Below are 26,340 nucleotides of genomic sequence, written 5' to 3' on the forward strand. Positions count from 1 at the left end.
AATAAATTTGAACCACTAGAATTGATCATATTCTTTTCAAACTCCATCATAAATTTTAATACCTTATGTATGGCGAATTTATAAATATCTATGTAAGGTATTACAAGTTCCGAAGCCATATTACATAAGGTAATTAGGTAGCTCACCCTCACAAGTTAAAACCAGCAAAATATCACTAACTTTTTCATCTGCAAATAGTTGTTTAATAACGGGGATATTAGGCAGCTCCAACTGCCACTTCCCTTTTGGTACGCTCCCGCCTATTGAAGCCCAGTTTGTTCCGTTCGTATTTGAGCGGATTACCCCATCAATCGGTGATGCTTCGCCTCCTAATGTGTTGCTATCTTGATGTTGTGTAAAGAACAGTTTAGCTGCGAAGACACTAGGCAAGTCACTGTCAGCGATAAAATACATTAATACGTGGCTAATGATTAGCTCATTAATGTTGGAGGGAAAATCAGCCAATGTCGTCTCAAAACTCACGCTCATAGGAGTGTCCGTCTGCTCTGGATTATGCAGATCATACCATGCATCAGAGAACTCTTGGCGGAAGCTGAAAGCTCTATCGAAGCTAGTATATGGGTCCAGCTCTTGCTGTACTTGCTGCTGATAAGTTCTATCGTGCAAAGCCGTATATTCAATAGTTAATAACACATCAGCAATGGTATTAAAGTCCATTGGATTGGAAGCTTCTGGTAAACGAAATTCCCATCTAGTATCCACCCCATTGCCTTCAAAGGGCAATAACATTTCAGGATTAGGGCTCAACTCAAAGACACCTGATGCGCCAATAGGATTGGAGAAGGCAATTGACTCCGGATCTCGGCGAATAACAACAGTCTGGAATACATCACCTGCTATTACCACACGAGATATACCGCTAGAAGTCAACGTAGCACTGATACCTTGCACAGGAGGAACTAGCGCGATTACCGAGATTCTAACTTGTTTAATCAGACGTAAATATTGTCCTGGAAAACGTCGGTCAAACACTTTACCTGATGTGTCGAAATTTAAAATACCCGTCTGCTTAAATTGTTGGAAGGCAAAGGGGTCAAGTTGTGATAATGAGAAATTAACACTGAGTTGTTGTTTGCGCTGGTCTGTGGTGAAAGCATATTGATCAAGCTTGGTAATATCTCTCAATAATCTTGTCGAACCTGTCAGCCCTCGTCTATCAGCCGTAGCAGAATCGCTGTTTGCTGAGTTATTACTATCAAAATTAGGCAGTTCATAATAGTCGTCTTTAATAACACCGAACAAAGGCTCTTGGCGCTCAAACGCCAGCTGTATTTCAGCCAGTTTTGACATAGCAGCCGCCTGTTGCAGATAATAACGGAAGATACTTTCTAGCACACCGCTCATCCAGTCATAGAGCTCTACATTAGCAAATTTCTCTTGTAAGAAAACAACGGTATCGCTGGCTTGTTCTGATTGAATTTCGGCTATAGCTTGCTCTTGTTCAGTAATCTGAACACGGTCATTAGCTAGTTTAATTTGTTGATTACCTATCTCTAAATCTTGTTCTGCCAGTTGATGCTGTAGTTGGTATTCGCGATTGCGTAGTGCAATACTGATTGATTGTGAAAGTGTGTTTATTTTAAATTGGCTTGTTGCTAGCACGCTTTGGCTAACCGTCTCAGCATATATTGGAATGATAGCCGCAGCAGCTGCTGCTGAGGCAGGGGCGCCTCCTGTTGCACCACCCGCAGCAGCGGTAACAGCAAGACCAGCTATATGTGATGCATAATTTGCAAAGGCAGAAAGGATTTGCGCATCTTGATGAAACTTATACTGATCAAGTAGTTGCTTTTCCAAATCAAGCATATCTTCGCTTGACCATTCAGCATAGGTTTCAGCCAAAATAGCAGTCCGTTCTAGCTGCAACTCAGCCAAGCCAAGACCATTCTCTGACTCACGCACACGTAATTTTTGTAATTTTACGCCTTCTCTTGATATCTCGACATCCTGCCGCGCTTTAATTAAAGTGTATTTTTCTTGGTCTAGTGATTGCAGAGTACTAAATAATGAAGACTCTGTCTGCTGTGCCAAGTGAGTCAATTGTTTCGCTCGTTCAACCAATACTGGATAACGGTATTGTGTTGGTCTAATTCTCGTCACGCCTGCCAAATTTACCTGTCCTCCAGCCCCCATACTTGGCAATGCACTCTCTACGTCTATCGGCGCTGAGTATGGTTCAAGCTCGCGCTGCATTCCCGCAATATTCATACAGTTACGAATTTTAAATAAATTAAGCTTGGCTCTTAGCAGGAGAAACTTAACTGTTGGGTTATTGAGGATGCAAAACTCAAAGGATAAGCGCGGGGAATATTCTATTACTATTTCGCTAAAATCAACTATCTCAACCGTTTCAATTCCAGCACTATCGTTATCTGTTATATTTGAGTTTAAGCTAGCTAATCTTGACAGTAAGCGATCAGTTTTAAAGAAGTTAGTAGATATATTTAAATTAGAAAATAGTGTCCGGCTAAAATCTTGTTTGGTTAGCAAAGATTTAGTTATAATCTCTGTGGCAGTTAAGGATGCTTTTCGCTCGCCCAACGCCATTTGTATAACCTCTAAAGCATTAGCCAATCTTTTTTCTTCAGAGAAGTTGCTGTTTAGTTTATTACGCACTTCTACCAGTGTGTTTTTTAATGCCTGTGTTGAATTAAGCTCGCCTAACCTTGATTTAAGATACTCATAATAAGGCTGTAAAGTTATATCTTCGACCGTATATTTAAGCGACTCAATTAATTCTAAGCACTTATTCTCAGGTTGAACAGGCAGTTCTGACTCGATTAATTCTAATGCAGTATTATAGAGGTTTCTAGCTCGCGCTACGCTTTCGCTGGTATCATAGGTAAACTCAGCGTCTGCATAATCAAGCAAGCAGCGGATAATATTTTGGATAGTAAACAACGTATATTTATTAGTACGATATATACTATGTGGGTTGAGAGGGTCTTTAAACCAGTCTTCAGGTTGTCCATAGCTTGATACTGAAAAAGCTTCGTTACTTAAAATATAAGTGAGCCTTCGTTCGCGTCCAGACAGCTGGAAGTCAAACACAGACCGAAACCACAGCAAAGATTCTAAATAAAGCTGTTTTTCGTATAATGATAAAGCTATTTGCAGAGGCAAAAAGAAGTAGGCTTCTTTCAAATAGTTATGATATCGACCATGACTCGTAATATCATGAGATGAATGTGTGACTTCTGGGTTGTTTCGATGAAAACTTTCAATATAGTAGACTCTGGTTAAGTCCTCCATTTTATCCCTACTAACGATTTCAGGCAAATCCTTAGGATTGCCTTTCAAACTAATTAAACGCGTAGAAGTTTCATTTAAATAGCTGCTATTTTGTAGCATAAACATTCCAGTATATGCGCCATGATTAGGATATTTGTTCTCAATTGAAGAGTAAGCTAGCGTTGTAAAAGCAAATCTCGAACGAGGATTGGGAATTGCGAAATAAATATTTTCTCTTAGATATTTTGTAAGTCCGAACTTTCTAATTAAAATATCACCTTCTTTGTAAAAATCCACAGTGACAACAATATGTGATTTATCACCTAATTCAAATATTGTAAGCACCGATGCGTATATTATATATCTATTATCTTTTAATTCAACGAATGAACATAAAGGAGTAGTTTCTCCATTACCTTTATTTGTATAATAATAAGTCGAATAATACAAATAATAAAAGTAGGTTTCATCTCCAGGTAGTGAACTCAAGATAAACTGTATGCTGTAATACTCTCCCTTACTATTAGAGATTAGGATATTTATTAGCGCTCCTCTCAATAATGTTCTGTTAATAGTTTGTGCTGAATGTAGCTGAATAGAGTTAGAAAAGTATATAGCTTCAGAACTTGAACGAGGTAAATTTTTGCGCTTTTCATTATATTTTATTGCAGTTCCGAATGGATCCAGCCCTTGCTTTTGTTTTAGTTCGTAATAGACCCATTCACTTCTCTCTAAACTAAAAAGATAAAACTTGTATTCACTTTTTATCAGTAATGCGGGTCGAAAATCGTCTTGCACAAGGATAACTGAATCATAGTTTTTTTCTGGGATTTCAATCGAACTTTCTTCAGGTAAAAATCTATAATTATCTGAATCAAAAGTAAAATAAATAACCTTCTTATTAAAAGAGTCTTTTTCATAAACCTCAAAAAATACATAAATATCATTAGTATCCTTTTCGCTATCATATAGTGAAGATGCACCAATCAACTTATTAATACTAGCATTTTCAGGAGTTGGGACTGTGTTCCAAAATGACTGAGTGTGATTGTCTATTTTAATTTGATCCATCGATGACCAATAATATTTTTTTGTTTCGCCGCCTTGTGCGAAAACAAAAAATAATTTATTGAGCTTTCTTTCTTTTTCACTACATTTATCTTCGTCAGATTCTCTTACCATCGCATCACAAGTAGCGAGTGGTTTCATGGAAACCAAATCCTTTATATAGTCTGAATAAGCCGCAGCTTGATTGCAAACATTTTCAGAAGAAACATCTGATTTTAGACTTTCCGTTATATTGCTAAATAAAGGCGTTTTATCTCGTCGTAAAGAAGGATACAAAATCTGCTCAGGATAGAGAAACACGCCCATCGCCGCTTTCCAAGTAGCATAAGAACCCATCCACCTCCATTCTTGTTCAAACTGCTTTGAGCTTAGTTTCAGCTCAACATCTGCAATATCGATTTTGCCTGACCTAATTGAGAATACTAAGGTCTGCAAGACCTCCAGTGCCATACTGACACGGGTGGTCATCTGGCAGCCACTTTGTTGCAAGTCTATAAGAAAGCGCTTGGTGAGCTTTTCTGATTTAATGGTCAAATCATCAGATGAAGGGTCAATGATGTTTACCAAAGCATTTCTAAGCAACGGTAAAGTTTGTTCTTCTACCTCAGAAACCATCGACTTAAGACTAGATGCAAGCACCTCTTGTTGATCAATTCTTGCTTTTAGCGTTCTATACCACTCGCGTTGTCTACGTGTATCAATACGCCATTTTTGTGCCTCTTGTTGCATTGCAAATGTAGGACGCTGGGTAGGATATTTAAAAAACTCAGGGCTAAGTGATAGTTTATTGCTCTCTTCTTCTCTCCATGTAGCAAACTGTTTTACTTTCCATATTTGTAGCAGAATGGCATACATATTTTCACGTGTGCCCGTTAATACTTTCGAGCCTTTTTCTATACGCTTGGCTACCTCCAGCAAAAACAAATAAGCATCTCTTGCCAGCGCTATTTGCTGTAGACGGCCCGTGATGGAAACTCCTTTTTCTTCGAGTTGACTAAGTGCTATCAGGTCTTTATGAGAGATACCTAAATATTTTTCTTTACTAAATAAATCTTCTATAGCATCTGGCTTAATTACATCATCGGTAACATTGCCGCCTTGCTCTATGCTGTCACGGATAGTATTTAGCTCTATATCAATTAGCTTTGTACGTGAGCGCCAAGTATCATAAGCAAAGTTGCCAATGATAGGCTCGATTAACACATCACCAGAGATCACATCAGGGTCAATTAATGGTGGCGTACTCGCCTGCTTTAATGTTTGTTGCCATTGCTGTCTTTGTAACTGGCTTGCCCGCCATCTTGGTAAGCGCGCTTTGAGAGACTGCCAATATGGCAAACTGGCTTCTTCTAACAGCCAGTCTTGATATAAGAAATTAAACTTATATGCAGAAACTAGAGCGGCAGATAGATTGTTTTGCACTGTATTAGATAATGTTTGCTGGTCATCGTTTAAAATCAAACTAGCAGCTATCAGTGTGATGAAGCTTTCTTGATGCAAATTTAATGCTAGTATTTGCGCTTTTGCCTCTGACTGCTCAGCCTGATCTAAACTGTTGAGCTTGGTATTGATATCTTCAATATCAGGTACTGTACCAAAGGCATCTATCATAATCACGTCTAACCCACCTGCCGTTTTTGATTTCAAAATATCAGCATATTCTTTTTGCTTGTTATCCAACTGTATTCGGCGCTCATTCCATAATGTGCGTGCCGTGAGCGCAAACTTACCGTCTGGCAGCTGTTTTGGTTCAATGTTTTCAGGATCAAGCAGTGGTTTTTCACTTTCCAAAAATAGTGACCATTCTCCTTCTTGCGGTTCAGTCAAAGACGGCCAAAATGTCGTCATATTCAAGCTAATATTAACCTCTTCTAATATCCAGCTGCTACAAGCGGCTCTTTTTACACTATTGACAATTATATTGGTAGCATTGGTTACATAGGTTTGCCATTCCTCCTCATTGTATTCTTTACCTGCTTTTACATCGGTTGCGAATCTTGCCAGCTCATTTAACGCCTCAACGCTTAACTGTCTTTCGCTGAGCCATTGAGTAAATGTTGCATCCTCGATAATCTTTGCATCGTTTGCCAATAGCGCTTGTTGAGCAATCAGATTACCGAGCGTCGTGGGCACAGTAATTTCTGCAATAGCAGTCGCTAGACCATAGGGGTTATTAGAATCGGAAATAACCTTGCTATGAATACGGGCAATCTGTTCATCAACCCATTCACGCCTCGTTTTCCAGAGCTCAAAAGCAGTATTAAGCTCGTCAGGATGACGAAAATCATCAGGCCCGATCACATCAGGATCAATAATCGGTGTGTTTTGTGACAACGGACTTTCAGGAAAATCTATTTCTTTCCATTGTTTTTTTAGACGCTCTAATCGCCAGTCATAAAGCTCAGGGCGTTTTTGCTCTGCTTTTAAAAACCTTAATGGATCAAGTAAGCGTACCCGTGGAATATCTATATCAATGTACGTTTCCATATAAGCTGGCAAACCAAAAATCCGCTCTAAATTATGCTCTGATAACGCATTAGCTAAAATTTGGTGAGCACCCGATTGCAGCTGTAATTCTTTTACATACTTAGGGTCAATACCTAGACGATTGGCAATGGCTTCGATATCGGCATCTGATGATGCTCTATCAAGGTCAAACTGGGAAGTACCTACAGCTCTAAGCAGCGACTGGTAGGCTGCCTGACGATATCTGGCAACGCGCTCTTCAGTAATCACAAAATTTAATTGAGAGGTATCCATAGCAGAAAGGAGTACTTCGCAAGCAATTCTAACTTGTCTTAATTGAGTTTTTGTTGCTGCACAATTAATTGGCAGTTTGGATAAAGGTTGATGAAAGTTATCCACCAAAAAGTCAAGCGTAAGGGCAGTGCCGCTTGCTTGAGTGACGTTCGAAGTTACATAGCCTATCAAATCTGTTAGATAGGCACCTGGACTTAGTGCCGATACACAGTCTTCACATTGGCAGCTTAATGCTGAGTCTTGTTGAAGCTCTTCTGAGTTATTCGTACCACCTGTTTTAATATCAAGGTAGAGGTTATTCAATTGAAAATCTAGATAGCGCGCTTGTGCGTGCTGTACTGTTGGTGCAACAATACCATTATCATCTATTACTGATGCAAATTGTTCTACAGACATATCAGCAATCGCAGAAAAACTAGTGAAACCTTTGTCTATTAATAACTGGTTTTGCTTAATCTGTTCTACAAGCTTTAAGTTAGTAGAGAGTAAAGACAAATCGACGTGTGCTTGTAATTGTTTGATTTCATTGCTTGCACGCAGTGTTTCTGGTAATTCTTTTAAATTTTCAAGATTCCCAAGCTTACGCAGCTCAGCGATATTGGTCAGGTTGTTTTGTTCCAAGAACGAACTTAAACCATCGGAGAAAGATAGCGGCAATGCTGTTAGCTTTAGCTCCTTTCCTGACTCTACTGGAGCAGGTAGAGTTACTTCGACGATGACGGCTTGGGTCTGATCCACTGCAAAGCTTACCTCTTGTTTATCAAGCTCATCACCATTAGAGGCTTCAATATTTAAAGCCAATGAAAGCATTGAAAGTGTTGACTCTGGAGGCAATGCATAAGTGAGGATGAACTCACCCTGCCCATTAGTGATGCTTCCTTGCAAATGCAGCAAGCTGTCTTCGTCAAGAGGTTGAGCATTTACTAACAAACCGACCAATGGTTCAGCGCTTACCGAGTCTATTAACACTCCTTTTACTTCATGTAGTATCCAATGGTCTTTTTCTTGTTGTGTTTTTTCGTCACGTAAACCTTGCAGTTGACTTAATATTGAATCAATTTGCTCTGCTAACCATGCTGGAATAATAATTTTTGCTATTGCCTGCTTCAATGCCTCTGCTAGGTATTTATCAGATTGTTCCAGTAACGTATCTAAATTTAAAGTTGTCTGTTCAGTATCTTCATCACGCACAAGCCCAAACTCCATACGCGCCCAGCCATAAAAGGCTGCTGCAGGTATATTCGTTTCGTAGGAGAGTTTGGCACTTTGGGCTATAAAGTGAATGCTATTAGCACCAGCAGGGAACTCATCGGAGAATTCATTTATTTCCGTTTCATTAATCAAAAAGCTAATATCTTGCAAAGATAGATCTGCGAGTACTGCACTATCCAACGCAGGTCTTAGTAACCCTTCTAAACGCTCATATTCTGAGGCTTTAACAGCCGCTGACGCTTCTAGCTGTAGATCAATATCCATCTTTTTAGGACTGTTAAAAAATATATCTGGCTCATCTTTAATTTTTGTTTTTAACGCCAGCTCTATACCAACTTCGTTGAACACTCGCAATAACAGATCGGTATTGTTTTTTTCACTGCGAGAAAATTGCTCTTGTTTATAAGATATAGCGTAGTCGCCCGTTGATGATATTGAGGCTTCCCCTAGGTATTGCTCGCTGCGCAAGTCCTTATCATAAGCTCGAATCAGCACGCCGCTGGCAGGCTTTCCATTAGCAAGACTGACTTTACCTGTTACCAAGTAGTTATCATCTTTGGCGGGTTTGGGTTTCTTAGGGTCTTCACCATTGTCAGAGCCTGACATAGCTTCAATAACCACGGTAGCGCCGACACTAGATAATCTCTGATGAACTTTTATAGCAGATGGTTTATCTAAGTTGTCTTTGACGACGCCATTATTCTCAACTAAGGTTTTGGCTTCTTTTAAGCCCAGTCCAGTAATCTCTCTGACTTGTTTTATGACTTGTAGTTTTTGCTCACCAAAGGAAAGCAGGCGAACCCTGAATAATTCTAGGGTTGTATTGCTAAGCATTATAGAAACCGTTGCTCCTGCTGCACGTAACTTCGTGGCAAACACATCGGCCGCCTGTTTGTTTAAATCACCTAAGACAAAGCCACCTACATCTAGTAGTTGATTGATTTTGTCAATCGCGTCTGGCCCTAGCATTACCTTTAAAACATCGGTGACAGGTTTTTGTGCCGGTAATGGCACCCGATTGATAGATACATTAAATAAATTAGCCATGATCCCAATCCTTTGGTTATGTTTAACTGCCTATATTAGCTTCCCTAATGTTCACTTCATTTATAGCTGGATAAATTCTTCAAACTTAGTTCTTTTATACATTTTTTAAACTTTTGTTTCTTTATACGCTTATGTAATATCTGGATCTCTCCCGTTATTTATCATATTTTCTAGAATTCTTGGATTAAAAATTAACGGCATTGACGGCATTGACGGCACAGGAAAAGTTAACTTAGGAGCATTTTTTATTAAATCAAGGGCTTTTGCTGCAGCAGCAGTGAAAGCAGTTACTATTCCAATTTTTTTAACAGCCTCAGGGACTTCTTGTGGTTGTTTTACAGGAGCTTTCTGTGTATTAACTTTTATTTTACTCCATTTGTATAAAATAACCCCAGGTTCGGGAGACCAAAAAGACAGCATTCTTTTTGGCAGTGTTATCTGATATATATGATTGCTAGGCAAGCTTTCACCCAACTTTGCTGAAAACCCAATCTTGTCCAAAGCAGTAACATATTCATTTGCTTGATTTCTTGCACCCTCGATATCATTCGCTGGCTTAATTTCAAAGACTTCTCCCTCCTCGCCTAAGGTATCACTACCGTTTTTTTTAGGTCCTATATAAATATCTGGACGCAAACGAAAATCCTGATTAAAAGATGTGTGTGGGTCATCAGCATCATAAGAAGGTTCTATAGAATGTGATGGTGTGATATTTTCGTATATATGTTTAAGTCCTTTATCTGCAGTAGCCCCGTGCGAGTACTCCATTATTGATCCAATTATGTAATGTGCAATAACACCATCCTGAAAACGTAATGGAGTGCCATTAGCTACTGTATCTATTGCTTTTTCTAAAATATCTCCTGCTGTTACTTCTAACAAATCAATATATACCTTTTCTTTATCATCCATCCCATTAAGATCAACCCGATTATTTGGGTTAGAACTTGCATACGAAAACAAATTAATCCCACCCGCAAGCCCAATAGGATCACAAGAAATCCACCTAACTGTTGAAACTGAATAATACCTTGCCCTATGATAATTTAAACCACTCTCCTCATCCCGCTCTTTACCAGTAAACCGATAGCGCTTGCGAGCAAAACTACCAAAGCTGGTTTCACCGTAGGGATAATGCTCTTCCCGATTTATCATTTCCCCAGCATCATCCAGTACCAGATTACTGCTTCCCAAATGATCGCTTAGATGAAATTGTACGGCTGGCCCAGCATCGTTTTGATGAGCGTCTCCTCTTCTCACTAATGCAATCCGCTGTTGATTATCCATGATATGCAAGACATTATTCTCTTTTGGGCTAGCGCCTGAATTATCCCAGCGAAAATGCTCAAACAGCTCACCAATGTAAACTCGGCTTTCCCAGCTACCGCCTTGTTTACGCACCAGTTTCATCACACGCAGCCCTGAAGCATCATATAGATAATGGGCGTGGATGCTGGGCTCACTATTGCCTGTTTGTGCTCTAAACACTGTCAGCTGATCACTATGATTCCATTCAAAATGACGAGCTAATCCTTCGCTTATCATATTGCCATTGACATCATAAACATAAGAAAATTCCGTTCCGCTAAAACTGACTTGCTCAAGTCGGTTATTATTCGCTTCAACAGTAAAGTCTCTGTTGCTAACTACATTTCCTCTATTAGTGACATGGGTATGCTTCAATAATTGCATATTGCCCATTTTGTCATACTGATAGCTTTGGGTATAAGCACGCGTTTTTGTAACGTCATTATGATGGGGTAATTCAGGGCCATTTGGGGTAGATAATGATCTGTCACTTTCTCTACCCGTTGCAGAGGTTAGTCTTGATAATGGATCATATTGAAAGAGTCTATCGAGCTCGTCGATGTTTAGTGCTGGATTATGCACGCCACATTCAGGTGAGCGATCTGCTATTTTTAGAATATTGCCATTGAGGTCATATTGGTAAGCAAAGTCTTGTAGCACCTTACCTGTTGGTCTATAGGCTGCGGAATTTGATACATGAATATTTACATCGAAGTGCTCTGTGCATAAACGATTTAAGCGAAAAGTATCATTATCATAACTATAGCGGGTTAGAGCGCCATTACCATAAGCAATCAAAATTCTCTGCCCTTTGGCATTGTAGGCAATGCGTTCTACATAAGTCTCATTATCTAGCGCCACACTTTCTAGGGCGCCTGAGCGATTGTAATATGGGATTAGTTTGGCGCGTTTGCCTGTCACATCTTCTGGATAGACAATCTCTGTTGCACGGTTGAGCGCATCAAAACGTGAGCTACTGGTGTATTGAAAGGGGTTTAATAGACTGTTTGCGTGATCCTCTTCACTAGTGCCAGCTGGTGCTTGCCAATTTACCTGGAAGGGCTTTATGTCCCAGTTATTATTGGCAGCGCTATCATAAAGGGTTAGCAGATGCTGTTCAGCAATAACTTGTCGGGTGCTATCTAGCGGATTACCTTTAAAGTCAAAATCTGAAGTGCTGACGCTACCTGCTTCATCGTAATGTTTTATTAATTGCCCCAAAGTGTTACTTAACTTAGCGACATCAAAATCAGCTACGTTATCATCTCCATAGTGATTACGCTGGCGCAAGGTCATATCTCCTTGCTCGGTATTACGCGCCCAGAAATATTTCGGACGCAGTAGCAAGTCGTAACTTTGTAAAATCAGTGCGCCTTTGCTATCTCTACGTTCAACTTCTTGCCCTACGGCGTCGGTGATGATTCGGCGTACTCCCGCATCGATACTGTCGATACGCAGCGGCGGCGATTCTGGTATCAGTGAATAGCTATACTTGAAGGCCATCCGACCCAAGGCATCGATCACTTCCAGTAGATTGCCCAGAATATCGTAACGCGATTTTGTAACTATCCAATCAACTGGGTCATTACTACTTTTTAATCGTTCTACTACTTTGATGGTTCTGCCTAAGGCATCTAGTTCAATATGTGCTGGCGTATCCCAGTGGTTTTGATAGTTCTGACTTTCGTTAAAATGGGTTCGCCCTGCATTATCATTGGCATCATAAGTATAAGCTTGCCAAGGGCTGGGAATGAAATCCTCCGGACTGTCTAATTGTTTAGGGATACCGTAAATTACTCTCTGTTCTGAGCCATCTGGATTAAGGGTGCGAATCACTTGACCTCTAGGATCATAGAACATTTTGGCGGCTTTGCCGTGTTTGTCATTTTGAGCTTGATGCTCGTTTCTATCTAAATAATCCCAACCTACATGATAAAAAGGTTCGTATTGCTCTACTACACTGCCTTTATTATTAAAGGTTTGCCAGCCACTAACAATGACATTAGGTTGTGATTTGGCTCTATTTACTGTGCCCGTTACTATCTGCTTTGTTATTTGTTCATCGGATTGATTGGCGGGTAATCCGCTATGACCAAAATTATTATCGCCAAAACGAGTTTCGGCCGCTTGTACACGTGTTTGTATCCGTCTACCAAAACCATCACTATACTCACGCATTTGTATAAAGCGTTCGGGGTATTTATCTTCTTCGTTGTCGAAAAAATCAGTGATTTCTGATTCTGTCATTTCTGCTAGATTTGCTGCTGCTCTTTTGGCGTTCTCTTCATCAATTAACTGCCATGCATGTTCAGTGCGTTGCAGGGTATGCACGTACACTGGCTGGGGGTTTTGCCCCTGTTTTTGGCTATCAACAAAAGCATTAAAATCATATCGATACCGTATGCTAGGTTGCTCTACTCGGTCGCCGACATTCTCCCCTGCTTTAGCGTTAACTTGTATGCTTTGTAACATTCCCAACGGTGAATAGCTTGCTTGGCTTTGATTACCATTGGCATCAATCATTAAGGCAATTTGCAAAGTACGGTAATCATACTCTGCCTGAATAGTAAGCCCTCTAGGGTTAATTGCCTTGATAGGAAGAAAGTCATATTGATCATATTCAATATACGATTCACTCCCGAAAGGATTGACACTAGTGGTCACCATGCCACGGGCGTTTATTTCCTGACGCTGCCCAGCTGCGTAGTAACCATGGGTATAGGGTGGCGTTAATCCATCGGCAAAGCCGTATGCAAGCGGTGTAATAGCTAGGTCTGGACGTGTCACATCACGAGAGCTATCCACAGGCAGGCTATTGATAAATGGTTGCGGATATTCACTAGACCAATTGGGCTGTCCATTTTTGGCAAAAACATCGGGTATCTGATTATCATAAATACGATTAAGAGTCTCTTGCGTTAATATCAAGGATTCACTACGTGAAAGTACGCCATGTTCACCAATTTCCCCCAATGTCAAGCCGGTATATTTATTACCATCATAAAAATTAAGAGAATGACCGATTAGCTGTTTATTAATTTGTTCACCCTCAACGGCTTGTTCAATTTGGAGAAGGGTCTGCGGCGTTGGTATTATTAACTCATAATGTTTAGATTCTGCGAGTCGGTCTACGATATAAACATGCTCGTCATCACGTTGTGCAAAAGAGCTTTGAACAAAGGTAGCAAGGTAATCTTCTGTCTGACTAAACTTATCTATCCAGCCTTTTGGACAGGCAACTTGCCAGCTTCTTTGCGGTTGACCATAATTATCATAATCGTTAGTGAAACTAAACTGGGTCATCGGCTCATCACCGCGCTCCCACTGTGTGGTTCGACTGGCTACAGAGAAAGGAAAATATATGCGTTGTCTATCGGACTCAACTTGGGTAGGAACCGCTATTTCTTTAAGCTCAAAGGCAGATTCTGAAACGGTGTAGGGAATGGCTTCTCTTACGCTGCCATCCAGCGCATAAGCCTCTGAGCGCAGTAAAGTCCCTCTCAGGGTACGTATGGCATCATGTCTGTCTTGCAGTTGTAACGTTTTTAGAAAGCTTTCTTGATCGTATAATCCGTCTAGTTGCCCAGTATCCCCTGCCCAATATTCGTGTCTAAAATCAGAGCTACTCCAGTGTCCCTCTTGTTTACGCACAGGGCCTTGATGAAACCAGTTACGCGTTTCTGTGGGCGCTGAAAAGTAGGTATAATCAATATCAAGAAAGGATAGTTGGCTGTCGGTAGTATATTGGTGGTAATTATCAAAACTTTCCGTATCCCGTTGGTCAACGCGGCCAAAACCACGGAACTCTCTTTCCTTACCATCCCAATAGCCGTGGTGATAGCTGTACTCAGTGGTCAGTTTGCTTTGGGAGATAAGATCAATTGACTCTACCCTGCTCACTACCTGCACAGGGAACGGTAAAGTGCTTTGCCAACGGGTATCGGGCCGTTTTTCATCTTCAAGATAAAAACGAATAGAGGACTCATAGTACACACGGGTTAAAGCACCGAGCCGATTATCCATCTCATTAAGTAGATAAGGCTTTACGCCACCGGTAAAGTCAAGAAAATAATAATGGTGACCTGCTCCGCTCTTGTCATCCGTCCACAACAAACCACTCACACCACTCCCGTACAAATCAACCAGTCTAATTGCGGCAGGATTAGTAACACGTGGCGTACCATTGATCACTATAGGATCACTCCAACCTTTTCCCGCCTGATTAAGCCAAAGCGTTACTTTGTAATCGTCTACATAAATCAGATCTGCATTGCCACTACCGTTGATGTCGCCAAGATAGAGTCGCTGCAGATCATAGCCATAGGGCAACCTAGGACTATTATGCATATGTACACGCCTGCCCCATTGTCCATAACCTTGATACGGCCAGTATTCAATATTGCCATCATGAACCATCACAACATCGGTTAGTCCATCACCTGACATATCCGCCCACTTAATGCGTTGGTCAGCGAAATTGACATTAGGAAAATGTTTTAGTGCTTTGCGCGAAACTTGTTGGGTTTTAGTCCAGCCATTGTCTGGGTCATTATAGAACAGCTCAAAACGACTGCCGCTTCGCAGTGCGTCAGTGATGCCATCACCATCTAGGTCAATCAGTTTGACTTGTGTATCTTGTAAGCTAAAAGAAGGCGCTGTGCGATAGGGTTGAAACGAATGGCGATCCCATAGTGCACCCGCTTCACTGGAGAAATAACCATTCATTTGCGCATTACTGACCATCAAATCAGGCCTGCCATCACCATTAGCATCTAATAATTGTACACCAGTAGAAGAAAGCTCAAGCCCTGTTGGCGCTTCTTTCATTATGCGTGGTATATCAAACTTACCATTACCAAGGTTACGCCAATAACGGATTACACCTTTCGTTTCTAATAGGTCTGGTAATCCATTACCAAATAAATCGATCAGTTCTAGGTCAGGATCTGATAGAGATTGTGTGGGTAGGTCTGTATTATCTAATGGCGTGAATTTTCGTTGTTCAGGATCAAAAATGCTGTAACTAAAGCGAGGAGCGGGTAAGGTTTCTGTTTTACCATTGTCATGCCCTACGACTTCGATCTGATAAAGGTAGAAAAGACCATTTTGTGGTAATTTTATATTTAAGACTTGTCGTTGTTCTGAGCTTAATTGATCTATGTATTTAAAGTGGTAACTTCGTGTCAGTTGGTTTGTTGTCAGCTTGTCTTGGGATAAGGCATCAGGATTGCTGTAAATTTCTATCGAAGAGCAGCGTTTAGCGGTGCGAACCTCAAAGCCTGCCCGATGATCTGATGAGGGATAAATACTTTTTTGTTCTGGCAAATCTTCATAACTGAAACGAATGGTTATGAGAAATTTCGGATTTTTATTATTAGAGTCTTCCCCATAATTTAGGTAAAGAATCTCATGCAAGTAGCTTTGAGTATAGTCTTCATCAGAGTCATTAAAGTATTTATAGCGTATTTGATTACCGAACGTGTCTTCAGTTTTGGTTAACTTCCATGCAAAGGTATTATCATTATTTTGCGGGTCTGCTATAACTGCAGAATCAGTTTTTTTTGATTTCTCATGGCCGTAATAGCTGGTTAACCCTTCTTTGCTACGCACCTGCCAGTAATCGTTATCTGCATCTAAATGTCTAAAAATTTTGGCAAATAGCCCTTCAGTACGAGGTCTATATTGAGTAACGCCCTTATCTTTTTGAATGGGAACAAGGTCTTCAGCACCTGAGAGAATGAAAGTATCTTCACCCAAATAACGAGGAATCCCTTTGCTCGTTTTTCTGCTAACACCCGGAATAGTGAGCTGCCACCCTAAACCAAAGGGACTGATACCATTACCAGTGCTGTAAACAAGGCTTAGTTGAGGCTGAAAATCATTTCGGCCTAAAGGAATGTCGATGGGTACTGAGAAGTTACCCGTTCCGGTAAAAAGATCTGGTGAGAAGGTCTCCCCCAAGCCAGCTATAGCGCCTCCACCTTTTGGCAACGATATGTTTGAACTTATATCAGACATTATTAACTCCTCACTAAATCAGAGATTAATCTATCTTATATGTCCAATATACCCTATGTATTGTTACTTATGTAAGAATTTAGCACAACTACTTATTTCTTATGTCCTTTATCTATTTTAGCTGTCCAGTTACTAAAGATAGTTAACGTAAAAGCACTGACATTATCTAAGCGAATCTGTTGTGGATAGCAATGTCACTCGGCTAATTGATTAAGGTAACGAATCACTCTTAAAAACAGTATATTCATACTAATATGAATACCCAACACTTCACAGTTATACTCATTAACCACGTTAAAAGCTTAGAACCAGATATTGGTATCTAGTTTATCGCTCATTGTATTATTTTAAGAAATAGTTACATTTACAGAGTTTTTGCAAAGGTTTCAAAAGGTAAAATCCAATTCATGAATTTTTCTACTTGTGGTATTTTCATTGATCAAACCAATAAAACCTTTATAAATATTAAAGCGATGGACTTTGTTATATATAAAAAATCTACTCAATACACTCAGCTTTTACGTCAAAGTGTCTTCTGCCATAATTTAACAGAGCTACGTAAACTTCAAGACGGTGAAAAACAGGCTATAATCTAGTTCACTACCTAGCTACCCGCCAATACTTGTCCTTTATAAACCGCAAAGTAGCCATCATAATCAATCACCTAAAGCGAAAAAGAGCTTCAATGTTCTGTCGGGTTTGGCAGGCAACCCAATATTGGTTAGTTTGCCGACGAGCAGGTTGCCGAAGGTGACGTCCTTTTCTATCCTAATCTCGGCTCATGGCGTAAGTATTAAACTCGCCATTGTCCGCTTCTGGCAATCGCGAAATACCATATAAATATGTAAGGCTAGGAATCTAAGGGCTACTGCGAGAGATCAGGAATCTGCGCAAAGTTTTGATCCGAAAGCCTAAACTGCCGTAGAAGCTGCACTGCAACTACGCAATAGCATAGCGAACAACTAAGAATACGTACGTATCCGGTGTTCTTTTCAGCACATGATCCGGCGCCAGTGCTATTTCGAACTCTTGGTTTCCGCCTTGGAAAAGCATTGGAAGATCGCCCATATTCGGCATGCTGAACAGCAATTCTTTTTCCTCGATTGCATAAAGCTCCACTCCGCTGACGCGGATATTTTTATCTTGTACCAAGTACGGAAAATGTTCCCGCTTGACCATTGCTCGGAACATTTCGTCGCCAGCTAAAAAATGGTGCCACTCGGTCGGAAAATCTTGGTTCAGGCTAAAAAGTTGTATCTGGTCGAACCCTTCAGCCTCCTCAGTGAGCGTGCGCAAATTATCCACAGCTTTTTGACGAAGGTCTTTGCCCTGACGCGCTGTATAGCGAAGATGGAGGATCACGTCGGAGATAGTGTCGTAATCGAACTGACGATAGTCGTTAGGTAATTCCAGATTCCATGTGCTGATGACACCTTGCCCTTCAAAAGGAAGGAATCGTTCATCGCGAAGATTAGTCTCGAACAAGCCGCTGTCATTCTGGGCATTACTGGTGACAATGGACTGAAGCGTAGCTGAATAATCCCTAAAGCGGTCGTCGTCTTCTTCCCCTAGCGGCAAGCGTGTATACTTGTCGTCTTTCAAAGAAGGTGAGATGCGGATGCTGCTTCGGCTCAGCGACAATGTGCAGTTTACACCGGTGTAAGGCCCCGTGACTGCCGGAATCGAGAGGCTTACATTCTTGAGGCGGCGCATGTAGTGGCCAGGCAAATCCAGATCGAACAGCCATTCCGGCAAGCGAATTTCGCATGTCCCTGTCGCTTTTAAGCTCAACAAGGCGAGTGGGTCAAGCCGACGCAGCGAGACATGTTTGGTCATCTCCAGTTCGCGCTCGTTGGCGGTATGAAAAGCCTGATCCATTTGGTGGAGCTGTAGCATGAGATGCTCTCCGGCAAGCAAACCTGCTTTATCCTGCTCCCAGTGGGACGGATCAATGAAGATGGGTTCGTCATCTCCATGCTCAAACCCATAGGCTACTGCGGCCTGTCTCGCTGCGTCATAGGCAAGCATGTAAGCCTGCCGATGCAACCGCGTCATTTGTTGGGCCATCCAATTGTACAGTCCGACCTTGGTGAACTTCCCCTTTACAAAGTCGTACTGTTCTTCGGTCTGTTCAACGTTCTTTTCGTAGATCTCCAGATCGTGTTGGGCGATTTCCTCTCGCAGCTTGGCAGCTTCAATTTGTTGCTTAATTTGATTTAGTTCTTGCTGTGCTGTGTCGCGTTGAAACACCCATTCGTCAGATCGGCGTTGGTTGCTCGCTTCCAAACCCGCTGAAGATGATATAGCAGCATGACTTCTTGCGATTGCACCAAAACCATCAGCGAACGAAGAAAGGCTATCAGCCAGTTGTTTGCCTCCAAATTTCATGGCAAAAGGACTGCCGGCTTCTGGAATGAGATGGGTGACTGCTGCGACTAGACGGTGAATGGACTCTTGAACAGTAAATTGGGTCCCCAAATGTAGTGAAACTTGTTGCGTCCGTTCCCATCCCGAAAGACCACCCTCGACAAGATTGGTGTAGTGTTCTAGCCTATTGCCGATATTTGTCTGACTTTCCTCCAGGCTCATCCGCTGCCGTTGGGCCTCCGCGATTTGCTTCTCTTTCACCTGCCGGGTAAGGCTAATGATGTTCTGTTCATGCCGCGCCCGCATCAAAGTGAGTTCTTCAGCGTCTTTCTTTTCCAGCGCGCTAAGCAAGCCTCCGCCCAACCCCTGCACGGTAGCAGCGAGGCTTCGTGCTTTCTCGATCAGGACAACGAACCGATAGATTGGGGGCTGACCGTATTCGGACTGCAGCACGTCTTCAAGCGACAGGCCAGCTGCTTTAGCTCTCACTAACAGCATTGGATCGATCCTTGGTGCGTACAGCGCCAGTGCGCGGCGCATGCCACGGATATTCATGCAATTCCTGATTTTGAACAATCGGTCTTCTACCCGATCCCAATAGCCCAAAAGTTGCTCGTTCACCGGCATACAAAATACCGTGCGAACTTTCGACATGTCCGCAAGAAACGCGCCAACGACCCTTGAGCCTCTGGCGCTGACAGCCCGCGAGCTCAATGGGCTAGAGTCTAACGTTTCATCTGGCAGCGTTTCGGCCTCGAAATTTCCATCCACAAATCCCCGGAGACGCTCTTGAGTCCTTGTTGGCACAACACTGAACGTACCATCTTGCTCGAAGCGGTCCGCGGTCAGCAAACCTGAAATGTCAGGTCGGCTAGACGCGATATAGTTTTCGAGCACCACGAACTCCGATTCGCCTTCTATGTCCTCGGCGACGTCGGCAAAGGTTGTGGACTTAGGCACCGAACAGGCCCCCATCTGCACGGGCCGGTCGCCAAGAATATCCAGAGCAGTTATGTAAAGCAGCGTGGCTTCATTAATCGACTCGTAACTATCCTGAGTGAACAAGTAATCACCCCAATCGAGCAAATTATCGATGTACTTCATCACCACCGCTTTTTGCAGTGCACCCGGACGCAGGCGTGCAATGGCCCAAGGGTTGAACGGATCATTGCGGTACTGTGCAATCGCGCCTTCGTCAGTCAGTATGTCCTGTAGTTTTGGCAACTCCTGCCCCCGGAACGGTGAGTAACGCCAGTTGCGGTCGCCCGGCTGTTCATCCAGATCACTATCTGCCGCCGTTGGATCAAAGATGTAATGGAACCAGCGCTGCGCTTCAGCGAACTTCTGATCAGCGTTCAGGTTGAAGGCAATCTGAAACGGTAAATGGAAATACAGCTCGCGATAGTAGTTGCCGCAAGGTCCTTCGAAGTCGATGTGTTTGGCTTCAGCGTCTTCTGGATCCAAGCTTACTATGTCCGAGCGCAGGAGCCAAGGGTTTCTAGTTTCCTTGAATCTTGTCTGTGTTTGAACAGAAAGCAGGGTATCCAGACCATCTTCATGCAAAACAGCGCCAAGGGGCTGAACAACAGTGGAGCCCAATTGACGAGCAAGCATTTGGGGATGCCGACTTTTTAACAAATACGAATCTTTTTCAAGTGAAGCGATATACGTTCTGTGCTGACTGGTTTTTACAACTCGAATTTTGTAAGGGGTAGCGGAGAGTTCTTGGCGAAACTCCCCAATCTGCGCATCAAGATTGATCTCTTCGCCTTCTGCCAGCGAAGTATCGATAAAATATTGTTCAGCAACTATCTTTGGATAGAGGCCAATCCTTTGCTCATCATGCAACACTCTCTTGTCCAGTGTGGAAACCCTATTTTTATAAATGTCGGGATTGTTTTGACCAGCGCTATCAACGGTATCGGAATATTGAAACAGCAGTTTTCCGTTGGCCAATATTGGATAGACCCTGTCCCATTTGTAGCCAGTAAGCGTATGTTCATCTTTGGCCGACTGCAAAATGTCGCTATCGTAAAGCCCCTCCATTGATCGGTATCCGGTTATTATTAATGGGCCATTTGAAGAAGAATGGCCCCACTCATTGACTGCCTCATACGCATCCCTCAATCTGACTTTCGTTTGAGGCTCCCAAGTGCCCTTGGCATTCTGATATGAGTAGTTCAAGTCTATGGTGTGTTTGTATCCAACAAGGTTGGAGTCACCTGCAACAACCTCGTTCACCATACGGGTTTTTATATCCACCCAGAACACATGCAGCTTACCCTGATACACAATGGGTGAAACGGTTTCGACGTTAATCGGAAGGTCAATTCGATGCCAATGTGACCAGACATTGCTATTTTTATCACCTGTTGTAGGCGTCAAAGTTCTGTAATGGTATTCGGGTGGATCTTCATGAGTATGAGCGAATAAGTACAGTGGGCCGCCAGAGTCAGCATCGTAATAGGTAGCCCCCGCATAATTCATATTGGCCACTTTAATAAACTTGTCAAAGTAGTTCTTATAGGCGCTCTCGGCCGAATCCTGACTGATTTCCTGCTGTTGCAGCTCATTCACTGCTTCTTCAAAATACGGCGTTTTGTCGTCGCGCAAGTCCGGGTAAATATAATTTTCTGGATAAAGAAAGATGCGGCGATTGGCTTCCCATACACGGTAGTTTTTGCGCCAGGCCCACTCGTGTGGAGGTATTACAGAGGGTAGTACTTGGATAGCATGCTTATCGCCCTCGCCGCTTTTCTCTAGATTCATCTGGCAGCGCTGCACGTAAAGTTGCAAGCTGGAAATACCTGCCAGAACCCAAGACGTGCGGGCACAGCCGTCCATCTGTGCATCCATCAAAAAGAAACGGTACAGATCAACCGGGTCGTGGAACACTATGACCGGAGGATTAGCATGGTCTGCGGGAACAGGGTATGAATAGGCTGGCGACAGCAGATAGTCCACTAGGCCGTCACGTTTCAGCTCAAGCACAGCTTCTGTGTAGGGTTCCAGTAGTTTGTTGCGTTTTGCTTCATCGGGGTACTTGGCAAGAAAGGCCCCCAATATTGCGTCCCGTCCGATCTGAAGGTCGGCATAGACCGATGCGGTCATTTTTTTCAGCGCATCCCCATTTACTCCGATGGTCTGGCACAGTGCCACGGCGCTTTGCAATTGCGCGAGCGCCTCCATTGGGTTTGATGCCAGTTCTAACACATCAGGTTGAAGCAGTGACGCGACAAGCGTGGCGTCAGCCTTCAACAACTGTGCGACCGATTCGCTGCGGTCCGCGCCAAACACACGCATAGAAGCATGCGCCAATTCTAGCTCTTCGGCCTCTTCTGTTGCGAAGCTGCGGTATATGGCCAAGTGGCGAATCAGCGTCAGGTCGAACGCTTCCGTATTGCCAAACAACATAGCGTTATCGGCGATGAAACGCTCATGGGCAACGGTCAGCTCCAGATTCAACTGCAGCAGGTACCACTTTTCCAGTTGGCTGATCTGTCCACGTAACGCGCCCTCAGGTTCGCCATCGGCAACTGCCGCCTGCAAGCTCATGAGCGTGACACCGGCCAAGGCTAGTAATACCTCCGCCTGAGAGGGCACACCTTCGTCGCGCTCTTCTACGGATACCTCTGTCTTCCAGCCATAGATGCTGCCAAGCGTTGAGTGCAACGCAGCGCTGTCCATCTCGGGCAGGTTGTCGCGAAGCTGCGTCAGCTGAGCTTCGGTCGCCTTCATCTTAACAGTATCGCGGCCTTCATCGAGCACCAACCAGCACATCTCTACAAGGCTAAATGGTAGCGCATTGATTTTGGGCAGTTGTGTGAAGAGCTGCAACATGTCTTCTAGCGAGCGCGCCGCGTTTTGCTCGGCTCCAAATACCAGTCGAATGAGCGGGAATAACTCGGCTGTGGAGCATTTGAGCTTGCGGGCTAATAGCACATGACGGTATAGCACGCTGAGGTTTGCAACCGTAATTTTCATGGTGCGCTCGGCACCGCTGCCGGGTATCTCCAGCTCTTGCCGCAGATCGATCAGTAATGCGACCAACTCCGACTCGTTCAAACTCAGGCCGGCCAATATACGGTATACGTCTGACGAGCTCGCTCCTTCATCGTTGGTAAACGTCACTGTGGGCGAGTCCGTATCGAAACTGGAGAAATTCACCGTGTCTGTCCACGACTGCTCACCGAACAGTCGGTGAAGCAGCACACCATGAGCCGTCAGAAACGCAGCGCGTGGGTTGGGTCGATCATCACCAGAAGGTCGCTCAAACGGTGCCGGTATTTGATGGAAGAGACTGACCAGCTCCTCTACATTGAGATGCAGGCGATCCTGCAGTAGCTTGAGATCGGCAACGCGATGCACCGTTGCGTCAGTGATTCCGAAAGCCAAACCTTCTGAATCCAAGGCGCTCAGTACAAAGTCAAAATCAATCAGACTCCAGTCTGTCTTGCGCCAGAGGCGGACCCAGCGATGGATGGTATCCAGCTTATTAATTGCTGATAGCGCATTGGTAGCTACAAGTGCTTCTTCTTCAAATAACTGCCCCAGACTTTCGTCCACCGGTGTACGTTCAATGGTAAAAGCAAATGAATACAGCGTTGTCGCGTCCCGCAACTGGGTGACTTCCTCGCGACTGAGCCCTGTGGCGCGCATGAACTGAGGCACCGGAATACGTACGGGATCTCTGCCGCTGCCCTCAGCATGAAACAAGCGGCGCATGTGCGCGTTGTTCCTATTGGGCTCTACTATGATGGCAAGCTCTGACGCAAGCTCTAACTGCGACACGTTCAGATACGCCAACCGTTGCTCCGCGACCGGACGACCGAGCACCGCGAACACATCGGCCCTTTTCAGACTGAAGTGACTCAAATAGAGGTCCAATTCCTGTTGCACTGGCAAAAATGGCTGTTTGAAGCTGCTGTACTTCGCAGCGTCGGACAGCTCTTGGTAAAGGTCGTTGCGGTTACTCACCTCTTCGATGTGCCCAATCAGGAATTGCTCGAACGTATGATTGACCACCTCCAGATAGGGCACCTGGTTGTGAATGTTTTTGCAACTGAGTTCCAGCGACCAGAGGTCGGGGCGCCGCTTGCGCAGGTAAAGCGCGCTATTTCGGCGCGGATCGTCTTCTTCACCAAAGGCCTCCGGCGCCTGGGAAATATGCTTATCCACAAACGCCATCAGATCGACAAAATAAGCGGACTGGCTCAATATGGAGCTGCAGTGCTCGCAATCGTAGAAGTTCTGTGCGCCAAACAGTTTCTCAATGTTATCCATCTCCCGGAAAGTTGCAGGTATGGTCCTTTCCAAGTTGTCCACCTGCATGGCTGGGCCGTACAAAAGCTCAAACAAACCGTACCGAGCGACTTCAGATTTTGTCGCCCTATCGCTTGCTGCGCGGCGAACCTGCGCAGCCTCTGCAACTGGCAGCTGCGCTTGAATTGCTAAGCGCTCGACAGACGTGCCGAGCACCTTGCTGCTGCTGTCAAAACCGGCCGACAGCAATTTGATTCGTGTTTCCGTATTATTGGAGAGCGGCATCACCCGCTGGAAAGCACGTGCTTGTTTGAGTATTCTAGGACGATCAGCCTCAGAAATTCCGCCCCACTCCAGCTCCGTCTCCTTACCCTGCAACACGATGCGACCTCGAATAAGATCAGCATGGCGCAGATCTAGCGCTGGGTTTTCTTTGAAAAGGCTATCGAACAACCCTAGCTTCTCTTGTACGGCCTCATTCTGCTGGCTGGCATTGAGGCCGGGCATTCCCAATATATTGTCGAGGCCCAGGTGGGCATAGAGCTTTAACAGCGGCGAATCAGTCACCAGGTCTAAATCCTCCGCCGTACGAGTGGCTCTGGCAACAAGTCGGTCGCTGGGCAAATAGGCATCGACCTTCTTTATAATGGCGTTGGCATAGTCTTGCGCATTTGCAAAAGCTTCTGGCACTTGCGCGCCGTACGCCTTCGCGCGGTCTATTACACTCAGCCATTCTGTTTCCGACCAGCCGGCCACAGCTTTCACCGAGTCGCCCTGGGTTTCCTGCTGCACCTGCGTTAATAGCGGCAGGTGGTGGAACGTAAGCACGCTAGCTTGCAGGCTACGTTGTATAGCGCGTACGGCCTTTTCATCATTCAGTTCAGACTGCACTCTTTGCCAGAAGTCGGTGCTTGGCTTTGGCTCGTAGTCCAGCGTCATGCGCACGAACTGCTCTTGCTGTGGTCGGGTCACACCGGCCGCGGTCGCCACCACTAGGCCGAGCGGCGCAACTGCGTCACCCTCTTCTTGCTTGAAAGCGTTATCCAACGCCAACTCGCTCAGGCGCCGCACAATATCGTCAAGCTGGCTGCTTAAGCTGCTAGGCACTATATGGTTCGCGATGACTTGTTTTAGCACTACACGCCAGCGCATCGGCTTTTCTGCCAGCAGACTGCGGAAATTGGTTGGCAGGCCTTGTCGCAGCAGACCATAGAACGCGGCTTCTTCAACATCGTGCGATTTTTGCCACTGGGTGTCTAGCCGCAGGTAGCGAAGGTGCTCCAATGGTATCTGCGTCTCGCCAGCCAGAAACTCAAGGTCATCATCGGTCAGCGCGGCACCCTCGACTGTGCCTATGAGCGGTTTTATTTCGCTCAGGTAGCGCTCATATTCAGACGGGCCATGATCTTGGCTCGGCTGTAGGGTAATGTCGATGGTTTGCTCTGGCGTAGCATTAAAAACAGTGTCTGAAGTCGCGATCACGGTGCCGTTGTCGTCCACGACTTTAACTAGCAAGTCAGCCGCGTCTTTCTCTGCACGTCGGAACTGCGTGGCAGTGTAGCGAATTTCGTAGCGACCTTTCGCATTCGTCCGGGTTGCGCCAAGCAGTTCCTCTGAACGCATGTCGCGGTCATAGGCTTGTACCAGCAGATCCGCAGCGGCACGGCCATCAGCATAGGCTATCGTGCCTCGCACTAGTAGGTCTTCGTCATCTTGTGGCGCATCCAGGAGGCCCAACTGCTTCAGTATCGTATTGAGCGCCTTGGCAGTGGATTCATCCACCGAGCCTGACGGGGTTAGCTGGTTTTCCTGCTGGAATATTGCAACCAGTTTTGCTGTTATGCCGCCATAAAATTGCTGAGCCTGTTCTGCTTTGAGTTCAGTAGCCAGATCAGCGGCGTTGGTAGGGTCGTTGGCCATCATTAGGTCCCGCTCGAGCAGCAATTGCAATACATTTTGCAGATCGAATGTGGGCTGCCCCGACATTTGTGATTGTAGTGGAAATGAGATTGCGTTCATTGGTCACTCCAATAAGTAATGATTCAA

General features: G+C 44.2%; 4 protein-coding genes and 2 pseudogenes. 1 reads left to right on the forward strand and 5 read right to left on the reverse strand.

Annotated elements, in window-relative coordinates:
* Window positions 1-120 precede the first annotated feature (120 nt).
* The 4 genes and pseudogenes from ACS8FB_RS05040 to ACS8FB_RS05055 all read right to left on the reverse strand — a co-directional run.
* Complete coding sequence (locus ACS8FB_RS05040) at window positions 121-8,898, reverse strand: Tc toxin subunit A-related protein (protein WP_439261626.1); 8,778 nt, start codon at window positions 8,896-8,898, stop codon at window positions 121-123.
* An 18-nt stretch (window positions 8,899-8,916) separates the two neighbouring features.
* A pseudogene (locus tag ACS8FB_RS05045) lies at window positions 8,917-9,099 on the reverse strand (ribosomal protein L7/L12); the annotation flags it as partial.
* A 369-nt stretch (window positions 9,100-9,468) separates the two neighbouring features.
* A complete protein-coding gene (locus ACS8FB_RS05050) occupies window positions 9,469-15,474 on the reverse strand; it encodes a toxin TcdB middle/N-terminal domain-containing protein (RefSeq protein ID WP_439261627.1) in 6,006 nt (2,001 codons plus the stop codon).
* 420 nt (window positions 15,475-15,894) lie between these two features.
* A pseudogene (locus ACS8FB_RS05055) lies at window positions 15,895-16,665 on the reverse strand (SpvB/TcaC N-terminal domain-containing protein); the annotation flags it as partial.
* A 407-nt stretch (window positions 16,666-17,072) separates the two neighbouring features.
* Here ACS8FB_RS05055 and ACS8FB_RS05060 point away from each other — a divergent pair.
* Complete coding sequence (locus ACS8FB_RS05060) at window positions 17,073-17,261, forward strand: hypothetical protein (RefSeq protein ID WP_439261363.1); 189 nt, start codon at window positions 17,073-17,075, stop codon at window positions 17,259-17,261.
* Window positions 17,262-17,604: 343 nt separating this feature from the next.
* Here ACS8FB_RS05060 and ACS8FB_RS05065 read toward each other — a convergent pair whose 3' ends face one another.
* Window positions 17,605-26,313, reverse strand: coding sequence for a Tc toxin subunit A-related protein (locus ACS8FB_RS05065; RefSeq protein ID WP_439261364.1), 8,709 nt, complete (start codon window positions 26,311-26,313; stop codon window positions 17,605-17,607).
* Window positions 26,314-26,340: the final 27 nt, after the last annotated feature.

The organism is Psychrobacter sp. 1U1 (genome assembly GCF_051847535.1).
Classification (GTDB): domain Bacteria; phylum Pseudomonadota; class Gammaproteobacteria; order Pseudomonadales; family Moraxellaceae; genus Psychrobacter; species Psychrobacter saeujeotis.